The sequence below is a fragment of the Clostridium gallinarum genome (assembly GCF_014836325.1).
GTDB lineage: Bacteria > Bacillota > Clostridia > Clostridiales > Clostridiaceae > Clostridium > Clostridium gallinarum.
Window position 1 is genome coordinate 1 of record NZ_JACSQZ010000009.1, and the last position, 20,825, is coordinate 20,825.

General features: G+C 28.5%; 22 protein-coding genes. 1 reads left to right on the forward strand and 21 read right to left on the reverse strand.

Going from position 1 to position 20,825, the window contains the following annotated elements:
- Nucleotides 1-118: 118 nt before the first annotated feature.
- The 6 genes from ptsP to H9660_RS03780 form a co-directional block, all read right to left on the reverse strand.
- A complete protein-coding gene (gene ptsP / locus H9660_RS03755) occupies nucleotides 119-1,738 on the reverse strand; it encodes a phosphoenolpyruvate--protein phosphotransferase (RefSeq protein ID WP_191748717.1) in 1,620 nt (539 codons plus the stop codon).
- A 252-nt stretch (nucleotides 1,739-1,990) separates the two neighbouring features.
- Nucleotides 1,991-3,025, reverse strand: coding sequence for a ribonucleotide-diphosphate reductase subunit beta (locus H9660_RS03760; RefSeq protein WP_191748719.1), 1,035 nt, complete (start codon nucleotides 3,023-3,025; stop codon nucleotides 1,991-1,993).
- 25 nt (nucleotides 3,026-3,050) lie between these two features.
- Nucleotides 3,051-5,279, reverse strand: coding sequence for a ribonucleoside-diphosphate reductase subunit alpha (locus H9660_RS03765; RefSeq protein WP_191748721.1), 2,229 nt, complete (start codon nucleotides 5,277-5,279; stop codon nucleotides 3,051-3,053).
- Between the two features lie 216 nt (nucleotides 5,280-5,495).
- Complete coding sequence (locus H9660_RS03770) at nucleotides 5,496-5,852, reverse strand: arsenate reductase family protein (protein WP_191748723.1); 357 nt, start codon at nucleotides 5,850-5,852, stop codon at nucleotides 5,496-5,498.
- A 51-nt stretch (nucleotides 5,853-5,903) separates the two neighbouring features.
- Nucleotides 5,904-7,679, reverse strand: a complete 1,776-nt coding sequence (locus tag H9660_RS03775; protein ID WP_191748725.1) for a sensor histidine kinase — start codon at nucleotides 7,677-7,679, stop codon at nucleotides 5,904-5,906.
- On the reverse strand, nucleotides 7,663-8,358 hold the full coding sequence (locus H9660_RS03780; protein WP_191748727.1) for a response regulator transcription factor: 696 nt from the start codon (nucleotides 8,356-8,358) through the stop codon (nucleotides 7,663-7,665). The genes H9660_RS03775 and H9660_RS03780 overlap by 17 nt, the downstream gene beginning before the upstream one ends.
- 184 nt (nucleotides 8,359-8,542) lie before the next feature.
- On the opposite strand from H9660_RS03780, the gene H9660_RS03785 reads away from it, so the two are divergent.
- Nucleotides 8,543-9,403 carry a YitT family protein gene (locus H9660_RS03785; protein WP_191748729.1) on the forward strand — a complete coding sequence of 287 codons (861 nt, stop codon included), beginning with the start codon at nucleotides 8,543-8,545 and terminating at the stop codon, nucleotides 9,401-9,403.
- Between the two features lie 135 nt (nucleotides 9,404-9,538).
- On the opposite strand, the gene cwlD is transcribed toward H9660_RS03785, so the two are convergent.
- The 15 genes from cwlD to infA all read right to left on the reverse strand — a co-directional run bounded on the left by cwlD (nucleotide 9,539) and on the right by infA (nucleotide 20,825).
- Nucleotides 9,539-10,219, reverse strand: a complete 681-nt coding sequence (gene cwlD, locus H9660_RS03790; RefSeq protein WP_191748731.1) for an N-acetylmuramoyl-L-alanine amidase CwlD — start codon at nucleotides 10,217-10,219, stop codon at nucleotides 9,539-9,541.
- Nucleotides 10,220-10,636: 417 nt separating this feature from the next.
- Nucleotides 10,637-12,253: a Na/Pi cotransporter family protein gene (locus tag H9660_RS03795; RefSeq protein ID WP_191748733.1), complete on the reverse strand. Its 1,617-nt coding sequence runs from the start codon at nucleotides 12,251-12,253 to the stop codon at nucleotides 10,637-10,639.
- A 638-nt stretch (nucleotides 12,254-12,891) separates the two neighbouring features.
- A complete protein-coding gene (gene rpsI / locus H9660_RS03800; protein ID WP_191748735.1) occupies nucleotides 12,892-13,284 on the reverse strand; it encodes a 30S ribosomal protein S9 in 393 nt (130 codons plus the stop codon).
- 26 nt (nucleotides 13,285-13,310) lie between these two features.
- A complete protein-coding gene (gene rplM / locus H9660_RS03805; RefSeq protein ID WP_191748737.1) occupies nucleotides 13,311-13,745 on the reverse strand; it encodes a 50S ribosomal protein L13 in 435 nt (144 codons plus the stop codon).
- A 179-nt stretch (nucleotides 13,746-13,924) separates the two neighbouring features.
- Nucleotides 13,925-14,659 (reverse strand): tRNA pseudouridine(38-40) synthase TruA, encoded by a 735-nt coding sequence (gene truA, locus H9660_RS03810; protein ID WP_191748739.1) that lies wholly within the window; start codon nucleotides 14,657-14,659, stop codon nucleotides 13,925-13,927.
- A gap of 22 nt (nucleotides 14,660-14,681) precedes the next feature.
- Nucleotides 14,682-15,485, reverse strand: coding sequence for an energy-coupling factor transporter transmembrane component T family protein (locus H9660_RS03815; protein WP_191748741.1), 804 nt, complete (start codon nucleotides 15,483-15,485; stop codon nucleotides 14,682-14,684).
- An 11-nt stretch (nucleotides 15,486-15,496) separates the two neighbouring features.
- The gene (locus H9660_RS03820; protein ID WP_191748744.1) at nucleotides 15,497-16,357 is read right to left on the reverse strand and encodes an energy-coupling factor transporter ATPase; all 861 of its coding nucleotides are present in this window, start codon (nucleotides 16,355-16,357) and stop codon (nucleotides 15,497-15,499) included.
- The gene (locus H9660_RS03825) at nucleotides 16,342-17,187 is read right to left on the reverse strand and encodes an energy-coupling factor transporter ATPase (RefSeq protein ID WP_191748746.1); all 846 of its coding nucleotides are present in this window, start codon (nucleotides 17,185-17,187) and stop codon (nucleotides 16,342-16,344) included. The genes H9660_RS03820 and H9660_RS03825 overlap by 16 nt, the downstream gene beginning before the upstream one ends.
- 220 nt (nucleotides 17,188-17,407) lie before the next feature.
- Nucleotides 17,408-17,749 (reverse strand): 50S ribosomal protein L17, encoded by a 342-nt coding sequence (gene rplQ, locus H9660_RS03830; protein ID WP_191748748.1) that lies wholly within the window; start codon nucleotides 17,747-17,749, stop codon nucleotides 17,408-17,410.
- Between the two features lie 14 nt (nucleotides 17,750-17,763).
- Nucleotides 17,764-18,711 carry a DNA-directed RNA polymerase subunit alpha gene (locus H9660_RS03835; RefSeq protein WP_191748750.1) on the reverse strand — a complete coding sequence of 316 codons (948 nt, stop codon included), beginning with the start codon at nucleotides 18,709-18,711 and terminating at the stop codon, nucleotides 17,764-17,766.
- Between the two features lie 102 nt (nucleotides 18,712-18,813).
- Nucleotides 18,814-19,434 carry a 30S ribosomal protein S4 gene (gene rpsD / locus H9660_RS03840; RefSeq protein WP_191748758.1) on the reverse strand — a complete coding sequence of 207 codons (621 nt, stop codon included), beginning with the start codon at nucleotides 19,432-19,434 and terminating at the stop codon, nucleotides 18,814-18,816.
- Nucleotides 19,435-19,457: 23 nt separating this feature from the next.
- A complete protein-coding gene (gene rpsK, locus H9660_RS03845; protein WP_016205877.1) occupies nucleotides 19,458-19,850 on the reverse strand; it encodes a 30S ribosomal protein S11 in 393 nt (130 codons plus the stop codon).
- Nucleotides 19,851-19,865: 15 nt separating this feature from the next.
- Complete coding sequence (gene rpsM / locus H9660_RS03850; RefSeq protein ID WP_016205878.1) at nucleotides 19,866-20,231, reverse strand: 30S ribosomal protein S13; 366 nt, start codon at nucleotides 20,229-20,231, stop codon at nucleotides 19,866-19,868.
- A 221-nt stretch (nucleotides 20,232-20,452) separates the two neighbouring features.
- Nucleotides 20,453-20,566: a 50S ribosomal protein L36 gene (gene rpmJ / locus H9660_RS03855; protein WP_016205879.1), complete on the reverse strand. Its 114-nt coding sequence runs from the start codon at nucleotides 20,564-20,566 to the stop codon at nucleotides 20,453-20,455.
- A 40-nt stretch (nucleotides 20,567-20,606) separates the two neighbouring features.
- Nucleotides 20,607-20,825, reverse strand: coding sequence for a translation initiation factor IF-1 (gene infA, locus H9660_RS03860; protein WP_066889870.1), 219 nt, complete (start codon nucleotides 20,823-20,825; stop codon nucleotides 20,607-20,609).

Consider the following 20,825-nt stretch of genomic DNA (forward strand, 5'->3'; position numbering starts at 1 on the left):
TGTAAAAAATAATATATTTAAATTATATTAGATAATTATATAAAATTAAAGACTGCTGACACTTTGTCAGCAGTCTGAAAAAAGCCGCATTTATAGTATGCGGCTTTTTATATTTTAATTATTCTTGTTCTAATATTATTTTCTTAGCTGTTAATATTGATGTAGCACTCATTGAGAATTCATCTAAACCATATTCAACTAATGTTGGTATAGCAGCTTCATCTCCTGCCATTTCTCCACACATTCCAACCCACTTACCGTGCTTGTGAGCTCCATCTATAGTCATCTTTATTAATCTTAATACAGCTGGATGCATTGGGTTGTAAAGGTATGATACCTTTTCACTCATTCTATCTGCAGCTAATGTGTATTGAATTAAGTCGTTTGTTCCAATTGAGAAGAAGTCTACATGTTTAGCTAATTCATCAGCATATACAGCAGCTGCTGGTATTTCTACCATTATACCCCATTGGATTTTTTCTGAGTATTCTTTTCCTTCTGCTCTTAATTCTGCTTTACATTCTTCAACAAATTCTTTTGCAGCTTGGAATTCTTCTAAGCCTGAAATCATTGGGAACATAACTGCAAGATTTCCATATACAGAAGCTCTAAGTAATGCTCTTATTTGAACTCTAAATATATCTTTTCTATCTAAGCATAATCTGATTGCTCTGTATCCTAAGAAAGGATTCATTTCTTCTGGTAATGGTAAGTATGGAAGTGTTTTATCTCCACCGATATCTAGTGTTCTAATAACAACTTGTTTTCCATCCATTACTTCAAGAACTTTCTTATATGCTTCGAATTGTTCTTCTTCTGTTGGAGCTGAGTCTCTATCCATGTATAAGAATTCTGTTCTGAATAATCCAACACCATCTCCACCATTTGCAACTACTGCTTCAGCATCTGCAGGTGATCCTATGTTTCCACAAACTTCAACTCTTCTTCCTGATTTAGTAACTGTTTTTACAGTTATTAATTTCTTTAATTCTTCTTGCTCTGCTAAGAATTTTTCTCTCTTTGCAGTATATTCGTCTATAACTGATTGTTCTGGGTTTATTATACATATACCTTCGATACCATCAACTATAACCATATCTCCGTTTTTAACTGATGTAGTTATATCCTTTAATCCAACTATTGCAGGAATTTCTAAAGTTCTAGCCATAATAGCTGAGTGAGAAGTTCTTCCTCCAATGTTAGTTAAAAAACCAACTACTTTACTTCTATCTAATTGTGCTGTATCTGATGGAGTTAAATCATGAGCTACAACTATAGTGTTTGCTTCTGAAATTGCAAAAGCATCTCCACCTTTTCCTGCTAAGTTAGAAATAATTCTCTTTGAAACGTCTTTTATATCAGCTGCTCTTTCTTTCATATATTCATCTTCCATTGAATCGAAGATCATTACGAAAGTATTAGTAACATTTTCAACTGCTTTCATTGCATTTATGCTATTTGTTTCAATTTCTAATAACATTCCACCTGTGAATTCTGGGTCATCTAATAAGGTTAGGTGCGCTTCAAAAACTTGAGCTTCATGTTCTCCTATTTCCTTTAAAGCTTTATCTCTTATTGCAGATAATTGAACTTTTGATTGCTCTAAAGCTTTATTTAGAACTTCTTTTTCAGCTTCTACATCAGAAACCTTTGCATCTGTTATTACTACTTCTTCATGTTCTTGTAAAAATACTTTTCCTATTGCATATCCTTTAGATGCAGCTATACCTTTTTTCATTATTGAGATTCCTCCTTAAATAATAGCTATAAATTCAAATTATATATGAATTTTATAGATTGTACTAATCTATTAAATTAATTACAACTACATTTTATTATAACATATTTTTTATTTATGTTAATAATAATGTAAACATTTTTTGTTATTTTCCCTATTTAAGTTATCTGATAATATATTTTATTTACATATTTTCTATATAAGTATAATTTACGAAAAAATATTTCCTTAATTTTGAAATTAATATATTTATTATAAATCATCAATTAATGCTCCAGCTTTTGCATAAGCAGTAGATTTAGCTTCAAAGAAATCCGTTTTAACAGAATTTGCATCTGCAAGTATATCTACCCAAGCAGCTGGATTATTTTTATGTTCATCATATATTTCATCAAATCCAATAGCTCTCATTCTTATATTACCTAAATATTTAATATAATCATTAATTAAAGTTTTATTTATTCCTTGTATGTTATCTCCAATTACATAATGTCCCCATGAAATTTCATGATTAACTGCTGTTTTCATCATTTCTTTCAATTCATCTTTTAACTCTTTAGTAAATATTTCAGGTTCTTCTAATTGTAATTCTTTTAATATATTTCTAAATAACCATAAATGAGTATTTTCATCCCTATTTATATATCTAATTTCTTGAGCTGATCCTGGCATCTTACCATTTCTTTCAAGATTATAGAAAAACATAAATCCTGAATAAAAATAAATTCCTTCTAAAATATAATTAGCCATTACAGTTTTAACTAAGTTTTCTTGAGTTGGATTTTCTAAGAAGTTATTATATAAATCTCCTATAAATTTGTTTCTTTCTAATAATACTTTATCGTCTTTCCATTGATATAATATTTCATTTCTCTTTTCTGGAGAACAAATTGTATCTAGCATATAACTATAGCTTTGCGAATGAACTGCCTCTTGAAAAGCTTGAATAGTTAAGCATAGGTTTACTTCACTAGCAGTTATGTAGCTATTGATATTTGATAAATTTGCAGTTTGGATTGAATCTAAAAATATTAAAAACGAAAGTATTTTATCATAAGCTGTTCTTTCTTCTTTTGTTAGCTTATTATAATCTTTTAAGTCTTGAGAAAGATTTATTTCCTCTGGTATCCAGAAATTATTCATTGCTTGCCTATACCAATCTGAAACCCACTTATATTTCATATTATTAAAATCATTTAAATTAGTTGTATTTCCGTTTATCATCCTCTTTTTTGATGTTTCTATATCCCCGAGCTCATTAAAAAGAGGTTTTTTATTAATGAACATATCTTACCTCCCAAGTTTATTAAAATTATGCTGAACAGCTTTCACAATCTCCAACTGTTAGTGATTTTGATCTTACATAGTAAATTGATTTTACTCCAACTTTACATGCTTCAATATATAAATTCATAATTTGTCTCATAGTATAATCTGTTGTTATATATAAGTTAAATGATTGACCTTGATCAATATGTCTTTGTCTTATACCATTAATTTGTACACACCACTTTTGATCTATGTTATAAGCAGAATTATAATACCAATAATTTTCTTCACTTAAATTAGGCGCAGTCTTTGGTACAATACTACCTTTCTTCTCTTCAAGCCAGAATCTTGCCATTACAGGATCTACACCCTCTGAAGTTCCAGCAATAGTTGCTGTGGATCCATTTGGAGCTACTGCTATTAAGTAACCATTTCTCAGGCCATTAACTGCTACCTCTTCTCTTAGGTTATTCCATTTTTCTGAATTATATCCTCTAAGATTAAAGTAATCACCATTTTGCCAATCAGATCCTTCAAAACAAGAGTATCTTCCTTTTTCTTTAGCAATATTCATACTAGCTTTTATAGCATGATAATTTATTCTTTCATAAACATCATCAGCAAAATCCTTATGCTCATCAGCAGTCCAATGAACTAAATTATTTACAAGCATGTGATGATAACCACTAGTTCCAAGCCCTATAGCTCTATATTTTTTATTAGTTACTTCTGCAAATGGTACTGAATAGTAATTTAAATCTATTACATTATCCATAGCCCTTATTTGTGTTTCTACTACATATCCAAGCTCTTCATCATTTTTAACATCAACATTACCTAAAACCACTGAAGATAAATTACAAACTACAAAATCCCCTGCCTTAGTTTTCTCAACTATAATAGTATCTCCATTTTCATCAGTAATTTCTGATTTTTCTATTTCCATATAACTCATATTTTGCATTATTTCAGTACATAAATTAGATGAGTATATCATTCCTTCATGTTTATTTGGATTCATTTTATTTGCTGTATCTCTATAAAAAGCAAAAGGTGTACCTGTTTCTGCTGCACTTTTTATTATTAATCTAACTATATCCTTAACCGGCATAACTCTTTTGCTTATATTTTCATCTTCTACACATTCATAATATTTCTTTTCCCATTCTTCTCCATAGAAATCTTCTAATGAATATCCCTTTGCTAATCTTATTTCATGTGGACACATCATATACCAATTAGCATCTATATCATTTTCAGCAAGCTTCCAGAATAAATCTGGATAACATATCCCTGGGAATACATCATGTGCTTTCTTTCTATCATCCCCATTGTTAGTTCTTAGTTGTAGGAACTCTGGAATATCTTTATGCCATGCATCTAACCATATAGCAACTGATCCATTTCTTACTCCTAATTGATCTACTGCTATTGCGGTATCATTAAATAGCTTAATCCAAGGTATTACTCCTCCTGAAGCTCCTTTAAATCCTCTTATAGGTGATTCTAAGGCTCTTACTTTTCCAATATAAATACCCATTCCACCGCCAAACTTAGATACCTCTGCAAAATTATCTAAAGATTTATATATTCCTTTTAAGCTATCATCTACTGTGTCTATAAAACAAGAACTTAATTGATAAAACGGTTTTCTAGCATTAGACATAGTTGGAGTAGCCATAGTTGCCTTTAAGGAACTTAAAACATTATAAAATCTTTTTGCCCAAATTACTTTATTTTCTTTCTTTTCTGGTACTGCAAGATGCATAGCTATTCCCATAAACATTTGTTGGGGTAATTCTAATCTACTTCTATCATAGTCTTGAATTAAATATCTCTTTGCTAAAAGATTTATACCACTATATGTAAATAAGAAGTCTCTTTCAGGTTTAATTTCTTTTTCTAATTCCATTATTTCTTCTTTAGTATAATTCTCTAATATATATTTTCCATATAGACCCTTGTTAGTTAGCTCTTTAATAAAGTCATATAAATTTCCATATAAATTATCGTCTGTTTTTAAGTTTCTATTTTTTCTTACTTCATCATATAATTTATATACATATAATCTTTCAGAAGCTTTTTGCCATTCCGGCTCCATGTCTGTAGTAAGTTCTAATGATACTTGAATAAGCGAATCTCTTATTTCTTCATCACTCATATTAGGTCTTACTATATGGTTTAAAGCATCTAAAAGTCTCTCCCCTGTATAAATTCCCTTACATTTATCTATACCAATTAACGCACTTTCGCAAATATCTAATAAATTCATAACTTTCCCCTTCCACTACATATAGTATATATCCGCTATATCTATAGAGAAATATACAAGATATAGATACATTATAAATTCCTTTTTTGATAAAGTAAAACTTAGGATTTTAAAAATACTAATGAAAAAAGAAGATATCTCTTCTAATATCTCCTTTTTTCATCTTCTCACAATGATATTTATTATTTATTAGTATTAAGAATTTTAAAAGATTTATTATTTTAGATTTTCATTCCACTCTTCTTCTTTAAAACCTACTAAAACCGTGTTTTCCTTTATAACTATTGGTCTTTTAACTAACATCCCATTGCTAGCTAATATATCTAATAATTCATCTTCTGGTAATTCTTTAACCTTATCTTTTAATTGCATTTCTCTATAAAGAACTCCTGATGTATTAAAAAACTTCTTTATTGGTAAACCACTTTTATTTAACCATTCTTTTAATTCATCCTTACTTGGATTTTCTTCTACTATATGTCTGTCAACAAAATCAATTTTATTTTCTTCTAAATATTTTTTTGCTTTTCTACAGGTAGTACATCTTGGATATTCTATAAATAAAACTGACATAACACCACTCCTTAATTATAATTATTATTTAACTTTCTCTATTATAACATATTATTTCTTAGGTATAACTAGATAAATTTTAAACATATCTCCTTCTACCTCAATTTTTATCTTTCCATTATGAAGTTCTATTATACTTTTTGTTATTGCTAATCCCATTCCAGATCCCTCCACCGAGGAATTTCTAGATTTATCCGCTCTTGTAAATCTCTCAAAAATATCTTCTGTATTAAAATCCATTTCATAATTAGATATATTTTTAAATGAAATTTCAACATTATTTTCTTTAGATTGTATATCTATATAAACTCTTGTATTTTCTAAAGAATATTTCAAAGAATTAACTATTAAATTTTCAAAAACTCTAGACATTAGTTTTCCATCTAAATCTAAAATTATTTCATCTTCATTTGAACTTACTTTAAATTCTATATTTTTTTCTTCATAAAGATTAGAATACTCACCAACACCTTGATATACTAATGAAACTATATCTAGCTTTTGTTTCTCTATTTTCATTTTTCCACTATTTAATTTTGATGCTTCAAATAAATCCTCTATTAAAGTTTTGAGCCTTTTAGAATTTTTATCTAATATCATTAAATAATCTTTTCTTTCCTCTTCTGTTATACTTGGTTCATTTAGTATATTAACATAGTTAATTATAGAAGTTAGTGGAGTTTTTAAATCATGTGAAACATTAGATATTAATTCAGTTTTTAATTTTTCATTTCTTACTTGTTCATTTAATGCTATTTTATATCCTTCTTTAATTTGATTTATATTCTCAACTAATTCCTTTACTTCTCTCTCTCCTGTATTATTTAGTGTATATTCTAAATCTCCTGAATTGATTTTTCTTAATCCATCATTAATTATTGAAATATCTAAACTCTTCTTTAATGAATATAATACACAGACTAAAGGAATTAATACTAAAATTAATGTTCCTTTAAATGGATACCTCGTTAAAAATGTTACTAAAAGATTTTGATTTCTTATTCCTGCAACTAAATACAGATATATTAATATTACTCCAATAGCTCCACCAACTGAAAAAATTATCTTATTTCTTGTATTCCTATATTTATAACCATATCTTAATACAAAAATTAATCTTTTTAATACTTTTATTTCTAAATGTATATTATTTCTATTGAATATTGAATTAAAAATAATTTTAATAAACAAAATTGCTGCTATTACTGTCGTTACAATCATTGTTTTAGCAGATAAAGATTCTGTTTTTATTAAATATGAATATGCTATTGGATTTTTATAATATATTTCAATATACTTATCTATATTTTTCATATTAATCTTATCACTTAAGCTCATAACATAATAATTATATTTTTCTTTATTATCTAGCCTTATTGAATAAAATCCACTTTCCTTTAAATATGAATTTATATTATCTTCTAATAATGCTACATTATCTGAATAAGTTTCTACTGATCTATATAAATTAACATCATTAGTTGTAAAATCTCCTGTTTCTTTATTTATTAAAACATAAAAAATTTCGTCATAGTAATGTAAATTATCTGATAAATATTCATTTTCATATTTTATGGCACTTATATCTTCTAAATCATTACTATTTGAATATATATATTGTGAAATATCCTTACTTTCATAATATATCATAGATTGAATATATTTTTCTTTGTTAAATAGTGCATCAAAAGTAGCAGCTACTTGCTCTTCTGATCCAGCATTAAAAGCTTGATAATATCCTATAATTAAAGTTACTAATAATATAAATAAAGTTAATATTTCTATTCCCCATACACCTGTTACATAATTTTTAATTTTCTCTCTCAATTTTATATCCTACCCCCCATACTACTTTTATATATTCTGGGTCTTTTGTATTTAATTCGATTTTTTCTCTTATTCTTCTTATATGAACAGTTACAGTATTCTCACTTCTATAGAATGGCTCTTCCCATACTTTTTCATATATTTCTTTTATTGAAAAAACTTTTCCTAAATTTGAAGCCAAAAGTTGAAGTATTTTAAATTCTGTTGCTGTAACTTTTATTTCTTCACCTCTAAGATATATAGTTTTTTCTTTATTATTTATAACTAAATCTTTGACTTCTATTATATCTGGACTTTCTCCTTCAAGTTCTAATGGTTTTTGATATCTTCTTAACTGAGATTTTACTCTTGCAACTAATTCTAAATGATTAAATGGTTTTGCAATATAATCGTCAGCCCCTACATTCAAACCTAATATTTTATCACTATCCTCTCCCTTAGCTGATAACATTATTATAGGTAAATTTCTTTTTTCTCTAATTTTTAAACATGTTTTTATACCATCTAATCTTGGCATCATTATATCTAATACTATTAAATGTATTTTTTCTCTATCTAAAACTTCTAAAGCTTCTATTCCATCTTGAGCTTTAAATACTTTCATGCCTTCTCCTCTTAAATATATGTCAATGGCATCTCTAATTTCTTTCTCGTCGTCAACAACTAAAACATTAAACATCTTATAAAACACCCCTTGATTTATTGTATATTATAATTATAATATCTTATATTATCCTATTTTACTAATTATAAAAATTACATTTTTATTAAAATGACTATTATAAAAATTATATTTAACATATACTATCATTTGATATATAATCTATTTGTATATTTACTTATTTATTTTAAGGAGTTTAATAATGTTTCATAACGTTTCAATTAACAAGTACATGATCTTAGATTTTATTCTTATTTTTATTGGATGTATAATAGCATCCCTTGGTGTTAACTTATTCTTAGTTAATGCTCAATTACTAAGTGGAGGAGCAACTGGAGTTGCACTTATTCTTCAATATATGTATAATGTGCCTTCAGGAATTACTGTATTTTTAATTAATATTCCTTTATTCTTTATAAGCTATAAAATGTTAAATAAAAAATTCACCTTATATACTGCTGTTGGAATGGTTTCTTTATCAATTTCATTAATAATAACTAAGCCTTTATCAAGTTTAGTTAGAGTAGATGATTTATTACTTTACTGCATATATGGTGGAGTATTGTGTGGATTAGGCTACGGACTAGTCTTTTCTAGAAATGGATCCACAGGTGGAACTGATATTATAACAATGGTTCTTAGAAAAAAGTTTTCTAACTTAGAAATTGGTAAGCTTAGCTTTGGTATTAATTGTATCATAGTATTTATTGGAGCATTGATATTTGGACTTCCTAAAGCCCTATATACATTAATATCAATGTTTGTTCAAGGTGTTATAGTTGATAAAGTTATTAATGGTTTTAATAGTAAAAAGCTATTACTTATACTAACAGAAAAAGAGCAAGATATTATTCAATACGTAATTAAAGATATGAATAGAGGCGTTACTTCCCTTGTAGCTGAAGGAGAATATACACATGAGCTAAAGAAAATGTTATACATAGCAGTTACATCAGGGCAAATGATTAGATTAAAAAATAAAATTTTGAGAATAGATCCTAAAGCATTTATAACAATAATAGATGTTTCGGAAGTAAACGGAAAAGGTTTCTACAAAATTTAAATATAATATATTAAATTTATAACTTAATCTTATAATACTTCAAATAACTGTATATTAAATTAAAGGCTAGAATTATAAATTGTATAATTCTAGCCTTTAAAAATATTATTTGTTATATTTCCTCGGAAATTAAGCTTAATTTTTTTTTATTTCTTCAAAATATTTTTCTATTCCTATAAAAATACCATTAACCAATTCATTTTGATGTTCTTCAGTTTGTAATTTCTTTTCTTCTTCCATGTTAGACAAAAAACCACACTCTACTAAAACTGATGCACCTTTATAATCATCTCTTAAAATTAAATAAGCATCCCCTGCTGGCTTTGAAACTCTTTTATTATCATCATTTACGCTTTCTTTTATAGAATTTTGTATACTATCTGCTAATATCTTACTAACACTATTAGACCCATGCCATACTTGCGCTCCATAACATTTCTCTTGTGGAAACATATTTTGATGAATAGAAATAAAAACATCACAATTAGTTTCTTTTTTCATTTCTCTTCTTTTTTTCAAATCTATTCTTTTCTTTTCTTTAATAGTGCCTCCACTATTATCTAGAGCCTCATCGCTTTCTCTTGTTAAATATACCTTATATCCCTTTTCTTCTAAAACCGTCTTAAGCTTCATGCTTATTTTTAGATTTATATCTTTTTCTATTATACCATTTTTTGATTTTGCGCCTCCGTCAAAACCACCATGTCCTGGATCTATTAATATTACTTTTTCATTATCTGCAGCCATTACTTTTATTGGAATACATATAATCATAAATAAAAGTATTATTAGAGAAGTAATTTTAAGTTTTTTCATTTGTTTTCCTCCATATTAACTCTAATTATTTATAGAATTATTATGTCCAAAAACTATATTTACATCCTAATATATTAAAATTAAATTATATATTAGGATAAAAAAGTGTTAAAGTTATCCATAGATTTAACTTTGTTATAATTTGTGATAAAAAAGAGATAAACATATATTCATTGCTCCGTCGCATACGCTCCAAGTCGCCATCATACAATGTTTATCTCTTTAAAAACTGAAGGAAGGAAATTATAAAAGCTCTAATTCTTACACTACGAATTTTACTACTATCATAAAATTATCCTCAATTTGTCCATAAATATAATTTACTAAATAATAAAAAAATAAGAAACCACTTAAAGTAGCTTCTTATTTTAAATATAATTTATAAAATATTTATTATGTTTTAATTAAATATTTCAACTAACTATTTTCTATAATGCTTTCTGCAATATTTAATGAGTGATCACTAACTCTTTCTAAATTACTTAATAAATCTAGATATATTGCTCCTGCATAAGCATTACAAGTTCCATCATAAAGTCTTTTTATATGAAGATCTCTATATTTTCTTTGAAGTTTATCAACTTCAGCTTCAATATTATTAACTTGTTTTGCTTTATCTATATCTTTTCTAGCATAGCTATCAATTGCTGTTTCTAAAGCTTCTGTGGTCTTATTGTACATAACTTTAATTTGCTCTATAGCTTCTTCACTATATTCTAATTTTTTGTTTATTTTTTGTAGTGTTATATCTGCAATATTTTCAGCATGATCTCCAATTCTTTCTATATCATTTATAACATGGAATGTTGCTGCAACTATGCTTGATTCCTCATCTGATAATTCACGCTTTGAAAGCTTAACTAAATAATCGGTAATTGATTCATTTAAAATATTTATTATATTTTCGTTATCATAAACTTTTTGAATTAATTTCTCATCATTTTTTTCAAAAGCTTCTAAGGCTATTGATAAACCTTTTTTAGCTTTATTAGCCATTCTTAAGGTTTCTTTAGCTACTTGACCAGCTGCAATAACTGGTGTTTCTAATAATCTATCATCTATGTATTTTGGTCCTAATTTTTCTTCTTCATCATCACCAGGTATAATCATATTAACAATTTTAATTAATAGGCCTGTCAAAGGTAACATTATAGCAGTGTTTACAAGATTGAATACTGTATGTGCATTTGCTATTTGTCTACTTACATCATCAGGACTTAAATGTGATACTATATTTCCTAAAACTCCACTTATTAATACTGGAATAAATATTAGTGTACCACCTAAATTAAATATTAAGTGAAGTATAGCAGCTTTATGAGCTGTTTTTGTAGTTCCTACTGAAGCTAACATTGCTGTAATACAAGTACCTATATTACAACCAAACACTATTGGAAGAGCTTGTGTAATATCTATTGCACCTGCTGTTGCTAATGCTACTAATATACCTGTAGTTGCTGATGAGCTTTGAAGTACTGCTGTTATAATAGCTCCTGCTATTATTCCTAAATACCACTGTCCTCCTACTGTAGTTAAAATTTCATTAAATATAGGTAATGATGTCAATGGCTTCATAGCTGAACTCATTTGACCCATTCCAACAAATAATATACCAAAACCTAATACAATATTACCAATATCTTTTCTCTTTTTCTTTTTACAGAACATAACCATAAATGCTCCAAAAAACACAAAAAGAGGTGCTATATGATCTAATTTAAATGCAACAAGCTGAGCTGTTATAGTAGTTCCTATATTAGCTCCCATTATGATTCCAGCTGCTTGTGCTAAATTCATTAATCCAGCATTAACAAACCCTACTACCATTACTGTTGTAGCACTACTACTTTGAATTACTGCTGTAACTATAGCTCCAACTATTACTGCTATAATTGGATTTCTAGTAACTTTTTCAAGAATAGATTTTAATCCATCTCCTGCAGCATTTTCAAGACCATCACCCATGATCTTCATTCCATAAATAAATAGTCCTAAGCCACCAAGTAACTTTATAATAACCATTAATGATTCCAAAGTTATTCTCCTTTTCAACATTATTTTTACATACTTAGTTTACATTATTCTTTAACATTTGTTAAGTAACTAAATCTATTTTTAACACTATTTTAATATAGGAATATTTCTTTGTATTATTTTGTAAATATTTATAATTATTATATTGTAAATTTAAATCTTATTATAACTTTAAATTTACATTATAAAAATCAACAAAATTTACTCTCTTTTTGTTAATTTTTATTTCATTAATAAATCTTTATATAAATAAAATTATTTAATTCATTCCCTAATTTAATCTTTTGTCTCTAAAAAAGTATTAAAAGTGACTAATATAAATTATAAAAGTATATTTATTTTATAATTTTCTATAAAAAAATATTAAAATATTTAAGAATTTGACTTTATTATAATTTTCTAAATAAAATAAGAGATAAACATTATATTCCTTGCTCCGTCGCATGCGCTCTAAGGCAACCTCATACAATGTTTATCTCTTTGCAAACTGAAGGAAGGAAATTATAAAAGCTCTATTTCTTACACTACGAATTTTACTACTCTAATAAAATTATCCACAACTTGTCCATAGATATAATTTCCTAACTAATAAAAAAACCTCGAAACCATAAGTTTCGAGGTTTGTAAGTCTCCAAATACTATCTCTTTGAGAATTGTGGAGCTCTTCTTGCTTTCTTAAGACCGTATTTCTTTCTTTCTTTCATTCTTGGGTCTCTAGTTACAAATCCAGCTTTCTTTAATTCTGGCTTTAAGTTTTCGTCAGATTTAATTAAAGCTCTAGTTATTCCGTGTCTTATTGCTCCAGCTTGACCTGTGAATCCGCCACCGTGAACGTTAACTAAAACATCAAATCTATCTTTAGTTCCAGTTAAAACTAATGGTTGATTAACGATCATTCTTAAAGTTTCTAAACCGAAATAGTTTTCGATTTCTCTGTTATTTATAACAACTTTACCACTTCCAGGTACAAGTCTAACTCTTGCTATTGATTTTTTTCTTCTTCCAGTTCCCATGTATTGAACTTTTGCCATTTTTTATTCCTCCTCCCGAGCATGTATTAGTACTTTAATTCAAGTACTTCTGGCTTTTGAGCATCATGTCCGTGCTCAGCACCTCTGTATACTTTTAGCTTCTTAAGCATTTTTCTTCCTAAAACACCTGTTGGAAGCATTCTTCTAACAGCTTCTTCGAAAGCGAATTCAGGCTTCTTAGCTAATACTTCTCTGTATGGAGTTTCCTTTAATCCACCTGGATATAAGCTGTGCTTTCTCATTAATTTTTGATCTAACTTCTTACCAGTTAAAACAACTTTTTCAGCATTGATTACGATAACGAAATCTCCGCAGTCAACATTTGGTGTAAATGTTGGCTTATTTTTACCTCTTAAAATTGAAGCAACTTGGCTAGCAACTCTTCCTAGTGGCTTACCAGCAGCATCAACAACATACCATTTTCTTTCAACTTCTTGCGCCTTAGCGATGTATGATTTCATGTTTTTCCCTCCCTGAACTTACATTTGTGCTTTACTTTTTTTAAGTACTGCTTTTATGTCAAGACCCGGGGCTAGTGGATCTTATATACATAAATTATTCTAACAAACAAACTTATTATAATACACGCTTACGGGTGTGTCAATATATTTTATTCTATTATTTAAATTAATTTTTATTTTTAATAATAAACTTTTTCTAAGACTAATCCATTAGGAGGTACACATATACCTGCATTATCTCTATTTTTACTCTCTATTATGTTTTTTATTTCTTCTGGCTTAATTTTATTATTTCCAACCATTATTAATGTACCTACTATTATTCTAACCATATTATATAAAAATCCATCACCTGTAACAAAAATTTTTATAATATCATCATTTTTTTGTATATATAATTCACTTATAGTTCTAATACTGCTCTTAACTGAGCTTCCACTAGTTTTAAAAGCTGAGAAATCATAAGTACCTATAAAATACTTGCAAGCCTCTTCCATAGAATTTAAATCTAACTCTTTCTTTATATGATATACGTAATTTCTATCTATTGCTGATTTTACATCTCTATTTAATATAGAATAGGAATAAGTTTTCCCCTTTGCATTATATCTTGAATGAAAATCCTCTTCTACTTCTTCTGATTTTAATATCACTATATCATCTGGTAATTTATGATTTATAGCTTCTCTAAATTTATCTGCTGGTATTTTGCTATTAGTCTTAAAATTGGCTATAAATCCTTTTGCGTGTACTCCAGCATCCGTTCTAGAACTTCCAATACTATCTATCTCCTCATTAGTTAAGCTTCTTATAGCCTCTTCTAATGTCCCTTGTATAGTTTTTCCTATCCTTTGCTTTTGCCAACCTAAATAATTGGTTCCATCATATTCTAAAATAAGTTTAATATTTCTCATATTATACACCTTCATATCTTTACTACAACGAAAATCTAATTATAAAACTTCCTATAAATAATATTGAAAATATCGCAAAAGCTACTATATCTTTATTAGAAAATTTTAATTCTTTCATTCTAGTTCTACCATTTCCCCCTCTATACGCTCTAGATTCCATTGCCATAGCAAGTTCATCTGCTCTTCTAAAAGAACTTATAAATAAAGGAATTAATAATGGGATTAAGCTTTTTGCCTTTTGAACTAATCCACCACTTTCAAAATCAGCTCCTCTTGCTTTTTGAGCCATCATAATTTTATCAGTTTCATCCATAAGTGTTGGTATAAATCTTAAAGCTATTGTCATCATCATAGCAAGCTCATGAGCCATCTCTTTTCCTATTAGTCTAAGTAGTCTTTCTATTCCATCCGTTAACTCTATTGGAGATGTTGTTAATGTAAGAACTGATGTACCCATTATTAAAAATATAAGTCTTAAAGCCATAAATGCTGCTGTTCTTACACCTTCGCTATATACTTTAATAAATCCAAATTCAAAGATTAAAGTATCATATGTTCCCTTTATCATAAATATGTTTAAAATTGCAGTGAAAATTATAAGAAAAAATACCGGTTTTAGTCCCTTGTATAAATATCTTGGTGGTAATTTAGCTACATATACTGTTAACCCTAAAAATCCAACTATTAATATATAGCCAATAAACTTATCTACAATAAATAAAGAAACAATAAATAAGATTGATAGTATTATTTTTGTTCTAGGATCTAATTTATGAACAAAGGTTTCGCCTGGTATATATTGACCTATAGTTATATCTTTTATCATTTTGGATCCCCCTATTTTTTTATTTCCTTTAATATTCTTAGTAATTCTTCTTTACCTTGAGTAATTGTATAAATCTCATCAGAAACATTAAAGCCCTTTTCTTTTAATGCCCTCATAAGATATGTTATTTGAGGTACTGCTAGCCCCATCTCTTCTAATTTATCAACTTCTCTAAAAACTTTAGCTGGTTCTCCTTCTAAAGCAACTTCTCCTCTATTCATAACTATAATTTTTTCAGCAAGTTTACCTACATCCTCCATACTATGACTAACCAATATTATCGTCATCTTATATTCTTGATGCAGTACCTTTATTTGTTCTAAAATATCATCTCTACCCTTTGGATCTAAACCTGCTGTTGGTTCATCTAGTATAAGTATCTTTGGTTCCATAGCTATAACTCCAGCTATAGCTACTCTTCTTTTCTGTCCACCACTTAAATCAAATGGTGATTTATTTCTATATTCATCATAATCTAAGCCAACCATTTTCATGGATTTTTTAACTCTTCTTGTAATTTCTTCTTGATCAAGGCCTAAATTTCTTGGTCCATATTCAATATCTTTTTCTATAGTTTCTTCAAATAATTGATACTCAGGATATTGAAAAACTAATCCTACTTTTTTTCTTATATCAGTTAGTTTTATATTGCTTTTAGTAATATCTTCTCCATCTACTATTATTTTTCCTGATGTTGGCTTAAGCAATCCATTCATATGTTGAATTAAAGTTGATTTACCTGAGCCAGTATGACCTATTAAAGCAACAAATTCTCCCTCATTTATTTCTAAGTTAACATTATTTAATGCTACTTTTTCAAAAGGAGATTTAGGCATATAAACGTGTTTTAATTTTTCTATCTTAATTGACATATCGCATTCACCATCTCATCTACATTTAAAATATTTGTATCTATATCTATGCCACTATTCTTTAATTCATAGCATAGCTCCGTTACTTGTGGAACATCTAACCCAATTTCTTTCATTTTTCTTACATTAGAAAATACATCTCTTGGTTTTCCTTCTAATATTATTTTACCATTATCCATAACTATTACTCTGTCTGCTTGAGCTGCTTCATCCATATAATGAGTTATAAGAACTATAGTTATTCCATACTTTTTATTAATCTCTTTTATATTGTTTAAAACTTCTTTTCTACCCGATGGATCTAACATTGCAGTAGGTTCATCAAATATAATACATTCTGGCTTCATTGCTAAGATTCCAGCAATAGCAATTCTTTGTTTTTGTCCTCCTGAAAGCAAGTGTGGTGCATGCCTTTTATACTCATACATACCTACTTTCTTTAAGCTTTCATCAACTCTTTTTCTTATCTCTTCCGGTGGTACTCCTAAGTTTTCTGGTCCAAAAGCTACATCTTCTTCTACTATGGTAGCGACTAGTTGATTATCTGGATTTTGAAAAACCATACCTGCTTTAGCTCTTATATCCCATAAATTATTAGGATCAGATGTATCTAACTTATCTACTATTACAGTTCCATCTGTTGGTAGTAAAAGAGCATTCATATGTTTAGCAATAGTTGATTTTCCAGATCCATTATGGCCTAAAACAACTAGAAATTCTCCTTTTTCAACTTGAAAGCTTACACCATTAACTGCATATCTTTCTTCTTCGCCCTCATTTACTCTATATTTAAAAGATACATTATCACATTTAATCATTGCTTCTTTCATAATATAGCCCTCCTTAAATTGCTTAACTCGAATTAAGTATTATATAAAAACTTAATAAGTGTATATACATTAACATAAGAATATTATAATATACATTATCTTATTTACAATTACTTTAATTATAAATTTTAAATTCTTATATAATATTTAATAAAAAAATAAATTTATTTTTTTATATGCAAAAATGGGGACTAAGTTATATCACTTAATCCCCTATATGTTATACTAATTCAAGTATAACAACTTCAGCTCCGTCCCCTCTTCTTGGGCCTTTTTTGTACATTCTAGTGTATCCACCATTTCTTTCAGCGTACTTTGGAGCAATACTGTCAAATAGGTTTTGAACTACTTCTTCTTCGTGAACAAAAGCTAAAACTTGTCTTCTAGCGTGAAGGTCACCTCTTTTTGCTAAAGTGATCATCTTTTCAGCTAATTTTCTAGTTTCTTTTGCTCTAGTTTCAGTTGTTTCTATTTTACCATGCTTTAAAAAGCTTGTAACAAGGCTTCTTAACATAGCTCTTCTTTGGTCAGTAGGACGACCTAATTTACGATAACCTGCCATATGGATTTACCTCCTTACTCATCGTTTAGTCTTAATCCTAAGCCTAATTCCTTAAGCTTTCTTTCGACTTCCTCTAAAGATTTCTTTCCTAGATTTCTTACCTTCATCATATCATCCATTGATTTTCCAGCAAGTTCTTGAACTGTATTTATACCAGCTCTCTTTAAACAGTTATATGATCTAACTGATAAATCTAGCTCTTCTACAGTCATTTCTAGTACTTTTTCTTTTTTATCTTCTTCTTTTTCTATCATAATTTCTACATCATTAGTGCTATCTCCTAATGACATAAATAATTTAAAATGCTCTATAAGTATTTTTGCAGATAAGCTTATTGCTTCATCTATTTTAATAGTTCCATTAGTCCAGATTTCCAATGTTAACTTATCATAGTCAGTAATTTGACCTACTCTTGTATTATCAACAGTAAAGTTAACTCTCTTAACTGGAGTATAGATTGAATCTACAGCAATAGCTGATAATGGAAGATCTTCACTCTTATTTTTATTTTGAGTAACATATCCTCTACCTCTATTAACTGTAATCTCCATGTATAACTTACCATTATCATCTAATGTAGCTATATGAAGATCTTTACTTACAACTTCTATATCTCCATCAGTTTTAATATCTGCACCTGTAACTACTCCAGGTCCTTGAGCATCTATATATATAGTCTTTGGACCTTCACCATTCATTATTAAAGCTAAGGATTTAATGTTTAATATTATTTCTGTAACATCTTCCTTAACTCCTTGTACAGTTGAAAATTCATGTAGTACTCCATCAATTTTTACTGATGTTGGAGCTGCACCTGGAAGTGATGATAAAAGTATTCTTCTTAGAGCATTTCCAAGAGTTATACCATATCCTCTTTCTAATGGTTCAACTACATATTTACCATAAGTACCATTTTCATTTGCTTCTATACATTCAATAATTGGCTTTTCTATTTCTAACATGTACAAACCCTCCTTATATTTTAAATGGCAACTTTATTCTGAGGGCAACTGTTTATATATTTGTATTGTAAGATAAATCTTAACAATACAAATATTAAACTATTACTTACTGTATAACTCAACGATAAGAGTTTCATTAACTGGAACGTCAATATCTTCTCTTGCTGGCTCAGCTATAACTTTTCCTGAATAATTTTCAACATTTGCTTCTAACCATTTTGGTAAAGTTTTTGGATTTTCAATAAATGTCTTGAATTTTTCAGTTCCTCTGCTCTTTTCTGCTACTGTTATTTCATCATTCACAGAAACTTTGTATGAAGGAATATCTACTTTCTTACCATTTACTAAGAAATGTCCATGATTAACTAATTGTCTAGCTTCAGCTCTTGAAGCACCATAACCTAATCTGTAAACAACGTTATCTAATCTCATTTCTAATAATTTAAGTAAGTTTTCACCAGTGATACCTCTCATATTATCAGCCTTTTCATAGTAAGTTCTGAATTGGCCTTCTAATACTCCGTATATTCTTCTAGCTTTTTGTTTTTCTCTTAATTGTACGCCATAGTTAGATAATTTCTTCTTAGCTGCTCCATGTTGTCCTGGTGCATAACTTCTTCTAACAAAAGCACATTTATCTGTATAACATCTATCCCCTTTAAGGAATAATTTCATACCTTCTCTTCTACATAATCTACATGTAGCTCCAGTATATCTTGCCATTAATTACACCTCCTATATGAATACTAGACTCTTCTTCTCTTTGGTGGTCTACATCCGTTGTGTGGAATTGGAGTAACATCTTTAATTAGAGTTACTTCTAATCCAGCTGCTTGTAAAGATCTGATAGCTGCTTCTCTACCAGCTCCAGGTCCCTTTACATATACTTCTATACTTTTTAATCCATGTTCCATAGCTGCTTTAGCTGCTGTTTCAGCTGCCATTTGAGCTGCGAATGGAGTACTCTTTCTTGATCCTCTGAAGCCTAAAGCTCCTGCACTTGACCATGATAAAGCATTTCCTACTGCATCAGTTAAAGTAACTATTGAGTTATTGAAAGTTGACTTGATGTGTGCAGCACCATGCTCAACGTTCTTTCTTTCTTTTCTTCTTCTAGTCTTTTTAACTTTTTGAGCCATCGAATTCCCTCCTCACTACTTCTTCTTATTTGCGATAGTTTTCTTTGGACCTTTTCTAGTTCTAGCGTTAGTCTTAGTTTTTTGTCCTCTAACTGGAAGACCTTTTCTATGTCTAATTCCTCTATAACATCCAATTTCTACTAATCTCTTGATATTTAAAGCAACTTCTCTTCTTAAGTCACCTTCAATTGTTAAAGTTTTTACATACTCTCTTATCTTTGTTACTTCTTCTTCAGTAAGATCCTTAACTCTTGTATCAGGATTAACTCCTGTTTCTGCTAAAATCTTGTGTGAAGTAGAAAGTCCTATTCCGTATATATATGTTAGACCTATCTCAACTCTTTTTTCTCTTGGTAGATCTACGCCTGAAATTCTTGCCATTAAAACTTACACCTCCTGATATTGAAATGCATACAATTTTGATTATATGTGTGTATTTATATAATAAAATCCTAGGTCAATAGATGCATTTTCTACTGTCAGCCGCACCTAAAATTTATATGCTTATTTGAACGCCTATATAATCATATTTGACTTTAACTGAAAAGTCAATATGATATACATAGTAAAATTATACTTTTTCTGCCTATACTTTGATTGTATTAGCCTTGTTTTTGCTTGTGCTTAGGATTTTCACAGATAACCATTACTTTTCCTTTTCTTCTTATAATCTTGCACTTTTCGCAAATAGGCTTAACTGATGGTCTTACTTTCATCGCTAACCCTCCTTGTAATACTTAGTGGTTTTACCACTTTTTATTTTGCTCTCCATGTAATTCTACCTCTTGTTAGATCATATGGAGAAAGTTCTATTGTAACCTTATCTCCTGGTAGAATTCTTATGAAGTTCATTCTTAATTTTCCTGAAATATGTGCTAGAATCTTGTGACCACTCTCTAGTTCAACTTGGAACATAGCATTTGGTAAAGCTTCTAGTACAGTACCTTGCATTTCTATTACATCATCTTTTGACAT

Bases quoted from the DNA above. Each gene is read 5' to 3' on its own strand.
- H9660_RS03765 (WP_191748721.1), bottom strand. From the start codon at position 5,279: ATGAATTTATTAGATATTTGCGAAAGTGCGTTAATTGGTATAGATAAA.
- rpmJ (WP_016205879.1), bottom strand. From the start codon at position 20,566: ATGAAAGTAAGACCATCAGTTAAGCCTATTTGCGAAAAGTGCAAGATT.
- ptsP (WP_191748717.1), bottom strand. From the start codon at position 1,738: ATGAAAAAAGGTATAGCTGCATCTAAAGGATATGCAATAGGAAAAGTA.
- H9660_RS03815 (WP_191748741.1), bottom strand. From the start codon at position 15,485: ATGATAAAAGATATAACTATAGGTCAATATATACCAGGCGAAACCTTT.
- infA (WP_066889870.1), bottom strand. From the start codon at position 20,825: ATGTCAAAAGATGATGTAATAGAAATGCAAGGTACTGTACTAGAAGCT.
- rplQ (WP_191748748.1), bottom strand. From the start codon at position 17,749: ATGGCAGGTTATCGTAAATTAGGTCGTCCTACTGACCAAAGAAGAGCT.
- rpsD (WP_191748758.1), bottom strand. From the start codon at position 19,434: ATGGCAAGATATACTGGAGCTACATGTAGATTATGTAGAAGAGAAGGT.
- H9660_RS03760 (WP_191748719.1), bottom strand. From the start codon at position 3,025: ATGTTCATTAATAAAAAACCTCTTTTTAATGAGCTCGGGGATATAGAA.
- rplM (WP_191748737.1), bottom strand. From the start codon at position 13,745: ATGAAATCATACATCGCTAAGGCGCAAGAAGTTGAAAGAAAATGGTAT.
- rpsI (WP_191748735.1), bottom strand. From the start codon at position 13,284: ATGGCAAAAGTTCAATACATGGGAACTGGAAGAAGAAAAAAATCAATA.
- H9660_RS03835 (WP_191748750.1), bottom strand. From the start codon at position 18,711: ATGTTAGAAATAGAAAAGCCAATTATTGAATGTATAGAAGCAAATGAA.
- cwlD (WP_191748731.1), bottom strand. From the start codon at position 10,219: ATGAAAAAACTTAAAATTACTTCTCTAATAATACTTTTATTTATGATT.
- H9660_RS03770 (WP_191748723.1), bottom strand. From the start codon at position 5,852: ATGTCAGTTTTATTTATAGAATATCCAAGATGTACTACCTGTAGAAAA.
- rpsK (WP_016205877.1), bottom strand. From the start codon at position 19,850: ATGGCTCAAAAAGTTAAAAAGACTAGAAGAAGAAAAGAAAGAAAGAAC.
- rpsM (WP_016205878.1), bottom strand. From the start codon at position 20,231: ATGGCAAGAATTTCAGGCGTAGATCTACCAAGAGAAAAAAGAGTTGAG.
- H9660_RS03820 (WP_191748744.1), bottom strand. From the start codon at position 16,357: ATGTCAATTAAGATAGAAAAATTAAAACACGTTTATATGCCTAAATCT.
- truA (WP_191748739.1), bottom strand. From the start codon at position 14,659: ATGAGAAATATTAAACTTATTTTAGAATATGATGGAACCAATTATTTA.
- H9660_RS03780 (WP_191748727.1), bottom strand. From the start codon at position 8,358: ATGTTTAATGTTTTAGTTGTTGACGACGAGAAAGAAATTAGAGATGCC.
- H9660_RS03825 (WP_191748746.1), bottom strand. From the start codon at position 17,187: ATGAAAGAAGCAATGATTAAATGTGATAATGTATCTTTTAAATATAGA.
- H9660_RS03785 (WP_191748729.1), top strand. From the start codon at position 8,543: ATGTTTCATAACGTTTCAATTAACAAGTACATGATCTTAGATTTTATT.